A 14,112-nucleotide genomic window follows, 5' to 3' on the forward strand; every position below is an offset into this window, starting at 1 on the left:
CCCCTGTGGATCGACAGGTCGCCCGCCGGGAAAAGGGCCTGTCGGAGAGGGTCCAAAGGCCTGTCGGACCCCCGGTGGGTGGAGCAGCGCAGAGCGCGCCGGACCCCGTCCCCGTGGAACAATCGGACAGGCTTCATCCATTACGCCCTTCATACAGACCCTCATATGTCCGGTCGGCCGTTCGCCCGCACGCGAACGGCCAGGTACGACCAGGAGCAGGAGACACAGCACGATGCGTATCGGAGTTCTCACCGCAGGCGGCGACTGTCCGGGCCTGAATGCTGTCATCCGGTCGGTCGTACACCGTGCCGTGGTCGGGCACGGGGACGAGGTCATCGGCTTCGAGGACGGCTTCAAGGGCCTCCTGGACGGTAACTTCCGCCCCCTCGACATCAACGCCGTCAGCGGCATCCTCGCCCGCGGCGGCACGATTCTCGGTTCAGCCCGGATGGAGCGCGCCCGCCTCCACGAAGCGGCCGAGAACGCTGCCGACCTGGCCAGGCGCTATGGCATCGACGCCCTGATCCCGATCGGCGGCGAGGGCACCCTGACCGCCGCCCGGATGCTGTCGGACGCCGGCATGCCCGTCGTCGGCGTACCGAAGACCATCGACAACGACATCTCCTCCACCGACCGCACCTTCGGCTTCGACACCGCCGTCATGGTCGCCACCGAGGCCATCGACCGTCTGAAGACCACCGCCGAATCGCACCAGCGCGTCATGGTCGTCGAGGTCATGGGCCGGCACGCGGGCTGGATCGCCCTGGAGTCCGGCATGGCCGGCGGCGCCCACGGGATCTGCCTGCCGGAGCGCCCCTTCGAGGTGGACGCCCTGGTCAAGATGGTGGAGGAACGATTCGCCCGCGGTAAGAAGTTCGCCGTCATCTGCGTGGCCGAAGGTGCGCACCCGGGCGAGGGCTCCATGCCGTACGAGAAGGGCGCGATCGACCAGTACGGCCACGAGCGCTTCGCCGGCATCGGCAACCGCCTCGCCGTCGAGCTGGAGCGGCGTCTCGGCAAGGAGGCCCGCCCGGTCATCCTCGGCCACGTCCAGCGCGGCGGCACCCCCACCGCCTACGACCGCGTCCTCGCGACCCGCTTCGGCTGGCACGCGGTCGAGGGCGTCCACCGCGGGGACTTCGGCAACATGACCGCCCTGCGCGGTACCGACATCGTCATGGCCCCGCTGGCCGATGCCGTCACGGAGCTGAAGACCGTCCCCGAGGACCGCATGTACGAGGCCGAGTCCGTCTTCTGACCGTCCCGGCCGGGACGGCGGTCCCGAATTCCGCCGCGGAACGCCCCCCGGGGCGGGACTCCCGCCCCGAATCGGACCGCCGAAAGGCCCCGATCGCGTCCTCGTCCGGACGCGGTCGGGGCCTCTCCCGTAGGGTGCCGGCGGGTGGAATGTGTCCTACGACGCACCGCCCGCGAGGTACCAGAACCGCTCCACGATGTCCGTGAGGTACTCGCGCCCCGAGTCGCCGCTGCCGGCCGCGCCCTGACCGCCGCCCCAGCTGAGGGTCGCCACCATCCGCGACTGGTACTCGCCGTGCAGCTGTTCCAGCACCCGCTCCAGGTGCGCCTTGGGCACCGGAAGCAGCTTGGCCAGCGGCTTGACGTACGCCTGCCAGCGCGTGGTCACCGCGCTGCGCAGGATCTCGGCCAGCTCCTCGTGCTTCCCGGTCGCCGTCACGAACTGGGCCAGCGTCAGCCCCAGCGCCGTCGCCAGAGCGGCGGACTGCCGCTCGTTGCCCTTCCAGCGGCCGGTGTCCTCCATCTTCTGGTAGGCGCCCGCCTCCACTCCGACCCGGCGGGCCAGGTCATCGGCGCCGAGTCCCCGGGAGACGCGGTGTTCCCGCAGGGTGACGGGCTCGGCGAGCAGCTCACCGGGGGAGCACCAGAGCACGCCGGCCAGGGCCGTGAGTTCCGGGGAGGTGGGCGAGATCTCGCCACGCTCCCACGCCATCACGGTCTCGGGAGTGACGAGCAGACCGTACTGGGCGCGCAGGCCATAGGCGACATGACCGGGAGCCATGCCCAGGGCCGCGCGGAGACGACGCGCGGCGGGGGCATTGAAAGGTGGGCTGGAGTGCACACGGCACACCGTAGGAGTGGCCGGGGCGTGGCGACTACAGACCAATCAAACAAGCCCATAACTCGTAGGAACGTCCTATGAAGTAAAGGGCTTTGTGCCGTTTTCCCTGCGACTGTCCGGTAATCGGATCCATCCGTGATCCACTTCCTAGCGTACGTTTCCGGCCGCCCGTAGCGATAGTCCTGGGCGTGATCCCTCTCACATGACCGGACCGACTCGAACCGGCCATCCGCGCGCCGCGTACTCCAGAGGTGGGGGCCCTCGCGCACGGGGGTGGTGAGGGCCCCGCTTCCCTCTTCTCCCTTCCCCTTCCCCTGACGTCGGCGTCAAGGATTACGGTCGGGACATGCGAATCGGCGAACTGGCCGGGCGGGCGGGCACCAGCACCCGGACGCTCAGGTACTACGAGTCGCGGGGGCTGCTGCCCGCCCGGCGCGACGGCAACGGCTACCGCACCTACGACGAGGAAGACCTGCGGCTGCTCCGCCAGATCCGCACGCTCCAGGACTTCGGCTTCGACCTGGAGGAGACCCGCCCGTTCCTGGAATGCCTGCGCGCCGGGCACCCGTCGGGCGACTCCTGTCCGGCATCACTGGCCGTCTACCGGCGCAAGCTCGCCGAACTCGACGGCCTGATCGGGCGGCTCGGCGGCGTACGCGACCAGGTCGCGCGACAGCTGGCCGAAGCCGAAGCCGAGGCCGAAGCAGGTACGGGACCCGAAGCCGACGCCGATGCCCAAACGGCACGGCCCAGATGTGAGATGACCGGCTGACCGGCCGGGACGAGAGGGGAAGCAATGATCAAAGCACACGGTGTGGCCGAAGTGAGCGACGCGGACTTCGAGGCGGAGGTGCTCGCCGAGCGGGGCCGGCCCGTCCTGGTGGAGTTCACCGCCGACTGGTGCGGCCCGTGCCGCCAGCTCGCACCCGTCCTGTCCGCCGTCGCCGCGGAAGAGGCCGGCCGACTCAAGGTCGTCCAGATCGACGCGGACACCAACCCCGCCACGGTCATCCGCTACGGGGTGCTGTCCATGCCGACCCTGCTCGTCTTCCGCGACGGCGAGCCCGTCCTGCAGCTGGTCGGGGCCCGCGCCAAGCGGAGGCTCCTCCAGGAGCTGGAAGGGGTTCTGGCGGCTACCGCCGGGGCATCGGCCTGAGCCAGACCGTCGCCAGCGGCGGGAGGGTCATGCGCAGGCTGCCCGCCCGGCCCTGTGCGGGCACCGGCTCGGGCCGCAGCGGCTGGGTGTGGTGGACGCCGCTGCCGCCGTAGCCCTCCAGATCGGTGTTGAGGACCTCCTGCCACAGCGGGACGTCCTCCGGGACCCCGATCCGGTACCCGTGCCGGACCACCGGCGAGAAGTTCGAGACGCACAGCAGCTGCGAGCCGTCCTGCGCGAACCGCAGGAAGGCGAACACGTTGTCCTCCGCCGCGTCCCCCTCCACCCACGCGAACCCCTCGGGGACGGTGTCCCGCTCCCACAGGGCGGGTGCCGCCCGGTAGGTGCGGTTCAGGTCGCCCACGAGGCTGCGTACGCCCCGGTGGTCACCGGCCGCCGCGTACGAGGAGTCCAGCAGCCACCAGTCCGGTCCGTACGTCTCGGACCACTCGGATCCCTGCGCGAACTCCTGCCCCATGAAGAGCAGTTGCTTGCCCGGGTGGGCCCACATGAAGCCCAGGTAGGCCCGGTGCGCGGCCCGCTGCTGCCACCAGTCCCCGGGCATCTTCGACACCAGCGAGCCCTTGCCGTGCACCACCTCGTCGTGCGAGATCGGCAGTACGTAGTTCTCGCTGAACGCGTAGACCATCCCGAAGGTCATGTCGTGGTGGTGGTACTTGCGGTGCACCGACTCCTTGGACGCGTAGCGCAGGGTGTCGTGCATCCAGCCCATGTTCCACTTCAGGCCGAAGCCGAGCCCGCCCCCGTCCGTGGGGCGGGTGACGCCCGGCCACGCCGTGGACTCCTCGGCGATCGTCATCACGCCGGGGCAGCGCCGGTAGACGGTCGCGTTCATCTCCTGGAGCATCGCCACCGCGTCCAGGTTCTCCCGGCCGCCGTGCTCGTTCGGCGTCCACTCGCCCTCCTCGCGCGAGTAGTCGAGGTAGAGCATCGAGGCCACCGCGTCCACGCGCAGCCCGTCGACGTGGAACTCCTGGCACCAGTACACGGCGTTGGCGACGAGGAAGTTGCGCACCTCGCGGCGCCCGTAGTCGAACTCCAGCGTCCCCCAGTCCGGGTGCGCGGCCCGCTGCGGGTCGTGGTGCTCGTACAGCGGCCGTCCGTCGAACTCGGCGAGCGCCCACTCGTCGCGCGGGAAGTGCGCCGGCACCCAGTCGAGGATCACCCCGATCCCCGCCCGGTGCAGCGAGTCCACCAGGAACCGGAAGTCGTCCGGGGTGCCCATCCGGGAGGTCGGCGCGTAGAGGCCGGTGACCTGGTAGCCCCAGGAGCCGCCGAAGGGGTGCTCGGCGACCGGCATCAGCTCCACGTGCGTGAAGCCGAGCTCCGTCACGTACGCGGGCAGCTGCTCGGCCAGCTGCCGGTACGAGAGCCCGGGGCGCCAGGACGCCAGGTGCAGCTCGTACACCGAGAGGGGGGCCTGGTGGGGCGGGCGCTCACCGCGCGTCGCCATCCACTCGGCGTCCTGCCAGACGTACGAGGAGGCCGTCACCACCGAGGCGTTGGCCGGCGGGACCTCGGCGTACTTGGCCATCGGGTCGGCGCGCAGGGTGTGCGAGCCGTCCGGGCGGGTGATGTCGTACTTGTACAGGGCGCCCTCGCCGACCCCGGGCAGGAACAGCTCCCACACGCCCGTCGCCCCGAGCGAGCGCATCGGGTACGCGACGGAGTCCCAGTACGAGAAGTCCCCGCTGACCCGCACCCCCTGCGCGTTCGGCGCCCACACCGTGAACCTGGTGCCCGCCACGCCCTGGTGCTCCATCGGCTCCGCGCCGAGCGCCGTCCACAGCTCCTCGTGCCGGCCCTCGCCGATCAGGTGCAGGTCGAGCTCGCCGAGCGCGGGCAGGAACCGGTAGGGGTCGTGGACCTCCACCTCGTCGCTGTCGTACGTCACCAGCAGCCGGTAGTCCGGCACCCCGGTCAGCGGCAGCAGCCCCGAGAACAGCCCGTCGCCGTCGTCGAAGAGCTCCGCCCGCAGCCCCTTGGCGAGGATGGTGACCGCCTTCGCGTACGGGCGCAGCACCCGGAAGGACACCCCGCCCCGCTGGGTGCGGGCCCCGAGCACCCCGTGCGGATCGTGGTGGCGGCCCTCCAGCAGCCGGGCCCGTTCCTGCGCGGCGAGCCCGGGCGCCTGGCGGACCCCGTGCGGCGGGGCGGCCCGGCGGGCCCGTGGGGGCCGGGCCTTCTTCGCCGGCTCGGGGCCGGTGACGGTGGCCTGTGCTTCGTCGCGGACGGTCGGTGTCGGCTGTCGTGCGGCGCTCACGCGAGCGGCCTCCTCGGGGGCTTCGGGTGGGGTGTGGTGGAGCGGGGGGCCGGGGGATCCTTGAGGTGGGCGGGGGGACCCTGGGGCTCGGAGAGCCGCCGGATCGCCGCCATCGGCACGTGCAGCCAGTCGGGGCGGTGCCGGGACTCGTAGCGGGCCTCGTACACCGCCTTGTCGGTCTCGTAGGCGCGCAGGAGCACGGGGTCCTCGCGCGGGTCCCGGCCGGTGGTGCGGGCGTAGCCCTCGCAGAAGGCGGCCCGGCAGGCGTCCGCCCAGGCGGGGGCGAACGGCCGGTGCGAGCGGGCCGCGTAGTCGAAGGAGCGCAGTATCCCGGCGATGTCCCGGACCGCCGGCTCCGGGCGGCGCCGGTCGGCCAGCGGCCGGGCCGGCTCGCCCTCGAAGTCGATCAGCGCCCAACTGCCGTCCGCGGTGCGCAGGGTCTGGCCCAGGTGCAGGTCGCCGTGGATCCGCTGGGCGGCCACCCCGGCCCCCCGTGAGGCGGCCAGTGCGTCGAAGGCGCCGCGCAGCCCGGCTTCGTAGGGGCGCAGCGCCGGTACCTCGCGGGCGGTGGCGGCGAGCCTGGCCGTCATCCCGGCGGCCAGCCGGGCCGTCTGCTCCGGGCCGAGGGCGACGGTGGGCAGGGCCCCGGCCAGCGCGCTGTGCACCTCGGCGGTGGCCCGGCCCAGGGCGTGCGCCTCGGCGGTGAAGTCGGCGCCGGTGCGCAGCCGGTGCAGGGCGAGCTGCCAGCCGTCGTCGGAGCCGCGCAGGTAGGGCTGGAGCACGCCCAGGGTCAGGGGTTCGGAGCCGGGCAGCTCGGCCTCGTACCAGGCGACCGGCGCGGGGACCCGGGCGCAGCCCGCGGCGGCCAGGGCGCGGGGCAGCTCCAGGTCGGGGTTGACCCCGGGGCCGACTCGTCTGAAGATCTTCAGGATGTACGAATCCCCGTAGATCAGCGAGGAGTTGGTCTGCTCCCCGGCGAGCGGCCGGGGGGTGGGTGCCTCGGGGATCACGGCGGCCGGATCCCGGTCGAAGCGGAGCGGGCCCAGGGTGCCGGGGGAGCGCAGCCGCTCCAGCAGCAGCGAGGCGAGCCGTGGATCGCCCAGGCCCTCGTAGACCGACTGGCCTGCGTACGGGCCCTGCTCGGCGTGGCCGATCAGCGCGGGCGCGAGGGCCGGCGGCAGCGGGCTCGGGCGGGTGCCGAGCAGCAGCTGGTAGCAGTCACCGTCCACGTCCAGCAGCAGGTGCAGCAGTCCGGGAGCGGATCCGGGCGGCAGCAGTTCGGCCGCCGAGATCGCTCTGAGCCGTCCGATGGCGCGGCCCTTGCCCGCGAACCAGCGCTGTGCGGGCAGCCAGGCCCGCAGCATCGGCTCCAGTGGACCGAGCCCGGCGGTTCGGTCGGCGGTGAGCCGATTCCGGGCGGATGCAGCCTCCGACATGGCGTCGCGTCCTTTCCCCGGGCCGTCAAAGAATGCGCAGAGTGTCCCGGATCGCGATGATTGCTGCTCGGGCATGAGTGAGTGTCGGGTCAGGATGATCCGTACAGGGGCGGGCGATTGACCCATTCGCCCGCCCTCGTGCGTCTTCACTCCGAGCGGGACTTCACTCCGAGCGCAGGCGGAACCAGTAGAAGCCGTGGCCCGCCAGGGTCAGCAGGTACGGCCACTCGCCGATCGGCGGGAAGCGGACGTCGCCGGTGAGTTCCACCGGGATCCGCCCGTTGAACGACCGCAGGTCGAGCTCGGTGGGCTGCGCGAAGCGCGAGAAGTTGTGCACGCACAGCACCAGGTCGTCCGGTCCGCCCTCTTGCGAGGGGGCCTCCCGAAGGAAGGCGAGCACCGCCGGATTGGACGAGGGCAGTTCGGTGTACGAGCCGAGACCGAAGGCCGGGTTGGCCTTGCGGATCTCGATCATCCGGCGGGTCCAGTGCAGCAGCGAAGAGGGTGAGGCCATCGCCGCTTCGACATTGGTCACCTGGTACCCGTGGACCGGGTCCATGATGACCGGCAGGTTCAGCCTGCCCGGATCGCAGGAGGAGAAACCGGCGTTGCGGTCCGGGGTCCACTGCATCGGCGTGCGCACCCCGTCGCGGTCGCCGAGCCAGATGTTGTCGCCCATGCCGATCTCGTCGCCGTAGTACAGCACCGGCGAACCGGGCAGGGACAGCAGCAGGGCGGTGAACAGCTCCATCTGGTTGCGGTCGTTGTCCAGCAGCGGGGCGAGCCGGCGCCGGATGCCGATGTTGGCCCGCATCCGCGGGTCCTTGGCGTACTCGGCGTACATGTAGTCGCGCTCTTCGTCCGTGACCATTTCGAGGGTGAGCTCGTCGTGGTTGCGCAGGAAGATGCCCCACTGGCAGCGGTCCGGGATCGCCGGTGTCTTCGCCAGGATCTCGGAGACCGGGTAGCGGGACTCTCTTCGTACCGCCATGAAGATGCGCGGCATGACGGGGAAGTGGAACGCCATGTGGCACTCGTCCCCGCCCTTCTCGAAGTCGCCGAAGTAGTCGACGACGTCCTCGGGCCACTGGTTGGCCTCGGCGAGCAGCACGGTGTCCGGGTAGTGCGCGTCGATCTCGGCGCGGACGGCCTTGAGGAGGGTGTGGGTGCGCGGCAGGTTCTCGCAGTTGGTGCCCTCCTCGGCGTACAGGTAGGGCACGGCGTCGAGGCGGAAGCCGTCGATGCCGAGGTCGAGCCAGAAGCGGAGCGCGGAGACGATCTCCTCGACGACGGCCGGGTTCTCGTAGTTCAGGTCCGGCTGGTGGGAGAAGAACCGGTGCCAGTAGTACTGCTTGCGGACCGGGTCGTACGTCCAGTTCGAGGTCTCGGTGTCGACGAAGATGATGCGGGCGTCCTGGAACTGCTTGTCGTTGTCGGCCCACATGTAGTAGTCGCCGTAGGGCCCCTCGGGGTCCTTGCGGGACTGCTGGAACCACTCGTGCTGATCGCTCGTGTGGTTCATGACGAAGTCGATGATCACCCGCATGCCGCGGGTGTGCGCCGCGTCCACGAACTCCACGAAGTCGGCGAGGTCGCCGAACTCGGGCAGTACGGAGGTGTAGTCGGCGACGTCGTAGCCCCCGTCGCGCAGGGGTGAGGCGAAGAACGGCGGGAGCCAGAGGCAGTCGACGCCGAGCCACTGGAGGTAGTCCAGCTTGGCGGTGAGCCCCTTGAGGTCACCCACGCCGTCGCCGTTGCTGTCGTGGAAGGACCGTACGAGGACCTCGTAGAAGACCGCCCGCTTGAACCAGTCGGGGTCGCGGTCCTTGACGGGGGTGTCCTCGAAGGTGTCGGGGACGGGATCGTTGATCATCATGAGATGGGTGACCCTCCGGTGGGCGGGGACGGTCGCAGAGCCGCCAGTACGTGCGCGGGCGTGCGGCCCGGTTCCAGGCGCACGTAGTTGGCCCTGCCCCAGTGATAGGTCTCGCCGGTGAGCTCGTCGCGCACCGCGAGGGACCCGTGCCAGTCGAGGCCGAGTACCGGCATGTCCAACGAGACCGTCGCCTCCTGGGTGTGGTGCGGATCGAGGTTGACGACCACCAGTACGGAATTTCCGCCCGAGTGCTTCGAGTAGGCGATCACCTGTTCGTTGTCGGTCGGGTGGAAATGGATGTCGCGCAGCTGCTGGAGTGCGGGGTTGCGCCGGCGCAGCCGGTTCAGTGCGGTGATCAGCGGGGCGATGGTGCGGCCCTCGCGTTCGGCGCCGGCCCAGTCGCGCGGCCGCAGCTCGTACTTCTCGGAGTTCAGGTACTCCTCGCTGCCCTCCTTGGCCGGGGTGTTCTCGCAGAGCTCGTAGCCGGCGTAGACCCCCCAGGTGGGGGACAGGGTGGCGGCGAGGACCGCGCGGACCTCGAAGGCGGGGCGGCCGCCGTGCTGAAGGTACGCGTGCAGGATGTCGGGCGTGTTGACGAAGAAGTTCGGGCGCATGACGGAGGCGGAGCGGGTGTCCGCCAGCTCGGTCAGGTACTCCGTCAGCTCGGCCTTGGTGTTGCGCCAGGTGAAGTACGTGTAGGACTGCTGGAAGCCGGTGGCGGCGAGGGCCCGCATCATCGCGGGGCGGGTGAAGGCCTCGGCGAGGAAGATCACGTCGGGGTCCGACTTGTTGATGTCCGCGATCACCTTCTGCCAGAACATCACCGGCTTGGTGTGCGGATTGTCGACCCGGAAGATGCGGACCCCGTGCTCCATCCAGTGCCGCAGGATCCGTACCGTCTCCGCGACGATGCCGGCCATGTCGGCGTCGAAGTGGATCGGGACGATGTCCTGGTACTTCTTCGGCGGGTTCTCCGCGTACGCGATCGTCCCGTCGGCGCGGTGGCGGAACCACTCCGGGTGCTTCTCCACCCACGGGTGGTCCGGGGAGCACTGCAGGGCGAAGTCGAGCGCCACCTCGATGCGCAGCTCGCGGGCCTTGGCGACGAAGGCGTCGAAGTCCTCCAGCGTGCCGAGCTCGGGGTGGACGGCGTCGTGGCCGCCCTCGGTGGAGCCGATGGCCCAGGGCACACCCGGATCCCAACTCCCCGCGGACAGGGTGTTGTTCGGGCCCTTGCGGTAGGTGCTCCCGATCGGGTGGATCGGCGGCAGGTAGACGACGTCGAAGCCCATCGCGGCGATGGCCGGCAGACGCTCGGCGGCGGTTTCGAAGGTCCCGCTGACGGGAGCCGCGCCGGGCTCCAGCACCGCCCCCTCCGACCGGGGGAACATCTCGTACCAGGAACCGAAGAGGGCCCGCTTGCGCTCGATCAGCAGCGGCAGCCGTTTGGAGGCGGTCACCAGCTCCCGGAGCGGGCGCTTGGCGAGCAGCGCGTCGATGCGGGGGCCCAGGGCGGCCGCGTACCGCTCGGCGGTGGGCCGGTCCTCGTCCCGCATCACGTCGGCGGCGGCGAGCACGTGCTCGCGGCCGTCCCGCTTGGGGATCCTCGCGGCTGCCCGCTCGTAGAGCTCCGCGCCTTCCAGGAGGGTGAGCGCCGTATCGATCCCGGCCGGGATCTTCACCGCCGCGTGGGCCCGCCAGGTGCCCACCGGGTCGCTCCACGCCTCGACGGTGTAGGTCCACCTCCCCTCGACGTCGGTGGACACCCGCGCCCCCCACCGGTCGGTCCCGGGAGCGAGTTCGGACAGGGGCACGGGTGGTCGTAGCCGCCCGCTCGGATCACGGAGCACGACATGGGCCGCCACGGCGTCGTGTCCCTCGCGGAACACGGTGGCGGAAATCTCGAAGGTCTCGTCCACGACCGCCTTGGCGGGTCTGACGCCGCAGTCGACGGCGGGGCGGACGTCCAGCACGGGAATGCGACCGATCATGATGGGATCACCTGGGGGCAGTTCGCAGGGCTCGGTGACAACAGGCCAGCCGGCATGGCGGCTGGTAGTGCACGCTCTGTTCGCTCTGTTTCTAGCTGCTCGGAAGACGGCTGGGCTGCGGGCATGGCCGCTCCTGTCCGCGTTCACTCGGGTGGCGGGAGAGGTTCGGGGGAGGCTGCGCAGTGCGCGTACCCGGGAGCCCTTCCCACTCCAGCCCGGACCAATCCGCGTGCTCGGTCAACTACTGGTACGTAGTGGCCGGCCCGCGTGCGAGCCCCGGCCCGACATCCGCCGATGCTCCGTCAACTCGGAAAGGACTACCGGAGGTCCACCGCTGATGCCGATCGGGTACGCGGACCCCCGGAACGCAACGTCTCCTCCACGCTCCTGCCCCCTCGGGCCCGGCACACGCACGGACACCGCGAAACGGGGCGGTGCGGTGGGGCGGAACCGGGCCGCACCGGGCCGCTGCGCGAGGGCGGCGGCGGCCCGTCCGCCGGAGGCACCATGGCCGGACGGGACCGGCGGCGCTAGCCTTCCGGGGGTGACGCTCGCGGTGCACAGCGTGGTGCGGCCGCTTCAATCCGTAATCCCCTGCGAAGGTGGAACGCGTGAAGGCTATCCGTCGATTCACCGTGCGCCCCGTCCTCCCCGAGACCCTCTCGCCGCTAGCCGACCTCGCGCGCAACCTGCGCTGGTCCTGGCACGGCGAGACACGTGAGCTGTTCCAATCCGTCGATCCCGAGGGCTGGCAAGCCGCCGGCGGGGATCCCGTCCGGCTGCTCGGTGCCGTGTCCGCCGCGCGGATCACCGAGCTCGCCGGGGACCGGCGGTTCCTGCGACGGCTCGCCGTCGCCGCCGCCGACCTCGACGACTACATCCACGGCGGGAGGTGGTACCAGAGCCACGAGGCCGCCGCCGAGCTGCCCGCCGGCATCGCCTACTTCTCGCCCGAGTTCGGGATCACCGCCGCCCTGCCCCAGTACTCCGGCGGGCTCGGGATCCTCGCCGGCGACCACCTCAAAGCCGCCAGCGACCTCGGCGTCCCCCTCATCGGGGTCGGGCTGCTGTACCGGCACGGGTACTTCCGCCAGTCCCTCTCCCGGGACGGCTGGCAGCAGGAGCACTATCCGGTGCTCGACCCCAACGAACTTCCCGTCGCACTGGTCCGGGAAGAGGACGGGACCCCGGCCCGGGTCTCCCTGAGCCTGCCCGGCGGCCGGGCCCTGCACGCGCACGTCTGGCAGGCCCGCGTCGGCCGGGTGCCGCTGCTGCTCCTCGACTCCGACGTCGAGGACAACGACGCCGTCGCCCGCGAGGTGACCGACCGGCTGTACGGAGGGGGCAGCGAGCACCGGCTGCTGCAGGAGATGCTGCTGGGGATCGGCGGGGTGCGGGCCGTACGGGCCTACTGCCGGATCACCGGCCATCCCGACCCCGAGGTCTTCCACACCAACGAGGGCCACGCCGGGTTCCTGGGACTCGAGCGCATAAGGGAACTGGAGGGGCAGCAGGGACTCGGCTTCGACGCCGCCGTCGAAGCAGTCCGGGCGGGCACCGTGTTCACCACGCACACGCCCGTCCCCGCCGGCATCGACCGCTTCGACCGGGCCCTGGTCGCCCGCCACTTCGGCGAAGGCGGCGAACTGGAGGGCGTACCCGTCGACCGGATCCTGGCCCTCGGCGCCGAGACGTACCCCGGCGGCGACCCCGGGGTGTTCAACATGGCGGTGATGGGGCTGCGCCTCGCCCAGCGGGCCAACGGCGTCTCCACCCTGCACGGCGCCGTCAGCCGCGAGATGTTCGCCGGGCTGTGGCCGGGCTTCGACCCCGCCGACGTGCCCATCACCTCGGTGACCAACGGCGTGCACGCCCCGACCTGGGTGGCGCCCGAGGTCGTCAAGCTCGGCGTGCGCCAGATCGGCGCCGGCCGCACCGAGGACGCGCTGTCGGTCGGCGGCTCGCAGCGCTGGGACGCCGTCGCCGACATCCCCGACCAGGACGTCTGGGACCTGCGCCGGGTGCTCAGGGAGCAGCTGGTGCAAGAGGTACGGGATCGCCTGCGCGCCTCCTGGCGCCAGCGCGGGGCCGCCGACGCCGAACTGGGCTGGGTGGACTCCGTCCTCGACCCGGACGTGCTGACCATCGGGTTCGCCCGCCGGGTGCCGTCCTACAAGCGGCTCACGCTGATGCTGCGCGACCCCGACCGGCTGCGCCGCCTGCTGCTGGACCCGGACCGGCCCGTGCAGATCGTGGTCGCGGGCAAGGCGCATCCGGCCGACGACGGCGGGAAGCGGCTCGTCCAGGAGCTGGTGAGGTTCGCGGACGACCCCCGCGTGCGCCACCGGATCGTGTTCCTGCCCGACTACGGCATGGCCATGGCCCAGAAGCTCTACCCGGGCTGCGACGTCTGGCTGAACAACCCGCTGCGCCCGCTGGAGGCCTGCGGTACCAGCGGGATGAAGGCCGCGCTCAACGGCTGCCTCAACCTGTCCGTCCTGGACGGCTGGTGGGACGAATGGTTCGAGCCGGACTTCGGCTGGGCCATCCCGACCGCCGACGGCCTCGGCGCGGACGAGGACCGCCGCGACGACCTGGAGGCCAATGCCCTCTACGACCTGATCGAGGGCCGGGTCGCCCCCCGGTTCTACGACCGGGCCGGACACGGCGGTCTCCCGGTGCGGTGGATCGAGATGGTCCGGCGCACCCTCGTCTCGCTGGGGCCCAAGGTGCTCGCGGGGCGCATGGTGCGCGAGTACGTGGAGCGGCTCTACGCGCCGGCCGCGCTCTCCCACCGCGCCCTGGACCCGGACGCGGCGCGGGACCTCGCCTGGTGGAAGGGCCGGGTCCGCGCGGCCTGGCCGCAGCTCACCGTCGAGCACGTGGAGGCCCTGACCGCGGGCCCGGTCGGCGGCACCGCCGAACTCGGGGCGACCCTCACCCTGCGCGTGCAGGTCTCCCTGGACGCCCTGGCCCCCGAGGACGTGGAGGTACAGGCCGTCGCGGGCCGGGTCGACGCCCAGGACGTGATCCGGGACGGGCGGGCCTTCCCGCTCAAGCCCGCCGGCGGACCCGACCTGGAGGGCCGCTGGCTGTACGAGGGCCCGCTCGCCCTCGACCGTACGGGCCCCTTCGGCTACACCGTGCGGATCATGCCGGCGCACCCGCTGCTGGCGACCCCGGCCGAACTGGGTCTGGTCGCCGGGCCGGTGGACACGGACACGGGCGGCGGCGTAGTGCTGCGGTAGTGGCCGCGGCCGCTTCGGCGGCG

The 14,112-nt window shown here is 71.5% G+C and carries 9 protein-coding genes; 4 read left to right on the forward strand and 5 right to left on the reverse strand.

Translation table 11 applies throughout. The features are described from left to right. Nucleotides 1–232: 232 nt before the first annotated feature. The gene (locus OTB20_RS15750) at nucleotides 233–1,258 is read left to right on the forward strand and encodes an ATP-dependent 6-phosphofructokinase (protein WP_267818043.1); all 1,026 of its coding nucleotides are present in this window, start codon (nucleotides 233–235) and stop codon (nucleotides 1,256–1,258) included. Nucleotides 1,259–1,414: 156 nt separating this feature from the next. Here the strand turns inward: OTB20_RS15750 and OTB20_RS15755 are convergent, their stop codons facing one another. Beyond that, complete coding sequence (locus OTB20_RS15755) at nucleotides 1,415–2,038, reverse strand: helix-turn-helix domain-containing protein (protein ID WP_267818045.1); 624 nt, start codon at nucleotides 2,036–2,038, stop codon at nucleotides 1,415–1,417. Nucleotides 2,039–2,444: 406 nt separating this feature from the next. Here OTB20_RS15755 and OTB20_RS15760 point away from each other — a divergent pair, with 406 nt between their 5' ends. After that, nucleotides 2,445–2,870: a MerR family transcriptional regulator gene (locus OTB20_RS15760; protein WP_267818047.1), complete on the forward strand. Its 426-nt coding sequence runs from the start codon at nucleotides 2,445–2,447 to the stop codon at nucleotides 2,868–2,870. Nucleotides 2,871–2,894: 24 nt separating this feature from the next. Beyond that, on the forward strand, nucleotides 2,895–3,254 hold the full coding sequence (locus OTB20_RS15765; RefSeq protein ID WP_324290375.1) for a thioredoxin family protein: 360 nt from the start codon (nucleotides 2,895–2,897) through the stop codon (nucleotides 3,252–3,254). On the opposite strand, the gene glgB is transcribed toward OTB20_RS15765, so the two are convergent. The 4 genes from glgB to OTB20_RS15785 form a co-directional block, all read right to left on the reverse strand. Then, nucleotides 3,232–5,538, reverse strand: coding sequence for a 1,4-alpha-glucan branching enzyme (glgB, locus tag OTB20_RS15770; protein ID WP_267818049.1), 2,307 nt, complete (start codon nucleotides 5,536–5,538; stop codon nucleotides 3,232–3,234). The two genes, OTB20_RS15765 and glgB, sit on opposite strands and share 23 nt — an antisense overlap. Continuing rightward, nucleotides 5,535–6,974 carry a maltokinase N-terminal cap-like domain-containing protein gene (locus OTB20_RS15775; protein WP_267818050.1) on the reverse strand — a complete coding sequence of 480 codons (1,440 nt, stop codon included), beginning with the start codon at nucleotides 6,972–6,974 and terminating at the stop codon, nucleotides 5,535–5,537. The genes glgB and OTB20_RS15775 overlap by 4 nt, the downstream gene beginning before the upstream one ends. Nucleotides 6,975–7,137: 163 nt before the next feature. Next, complete coding sequence (gene treS, locus OTB20_RS15780; protein ID WP_267752131.1) at nucleotides 7,138–8,850, reverse strand: maltose alpha-D-glucosyltransferase; 1,713 nt, start codon at nucleotides 8,848–8,850, stop codon at nucleotides 7,138–7,140. Beyond that, nucleotides 8,847–10,841 carry an alpha-1,4-glucan--maltose-1-phosphate maltosyltransferase gene (locus OTB20_RS15785; RefSeq protein ID WP_267818052.1) on the reverse strand — a complete coding sequence of 665 codons (1,995 nt, stop codon included), beginning with the start codon at nucleotides 10,839–10,841 and terminating at the stop codon, nucleotides 8,847–8,849. Before OTB20_RS15785 ends, treS begins: the two co-directional genes overlap by 4 nt. Nucleotides 10,842–11,452: 611 nt before the next feature. Here OTB20_RS15785 and glgP point away from each other — a divergent pair. Next, nucleotides 11,453–14,089 (forward strand): alpha-glucan family phosphorylase, encoded by a 2,637-nt coding sequence (gene glgP, locus OTB20_RS15790; protein WP_267818054.1) that lies wholly within the window; start codon nucleotides 11,453–11,455, stop codon nucleotides 14,087–14,089. Nucleotides 14,090–14,112 lie beyond the last annotated feature (23 nt).

The sequence above is a fragment of the Streptomyces sp. H27-H1 genome (assembly GCF_026627445.1).
Lineage (GTDB): Bacteria > Actinomycetota > Actinomycetes > Streptomycetales > Streptomycetaceae > Streptomyces.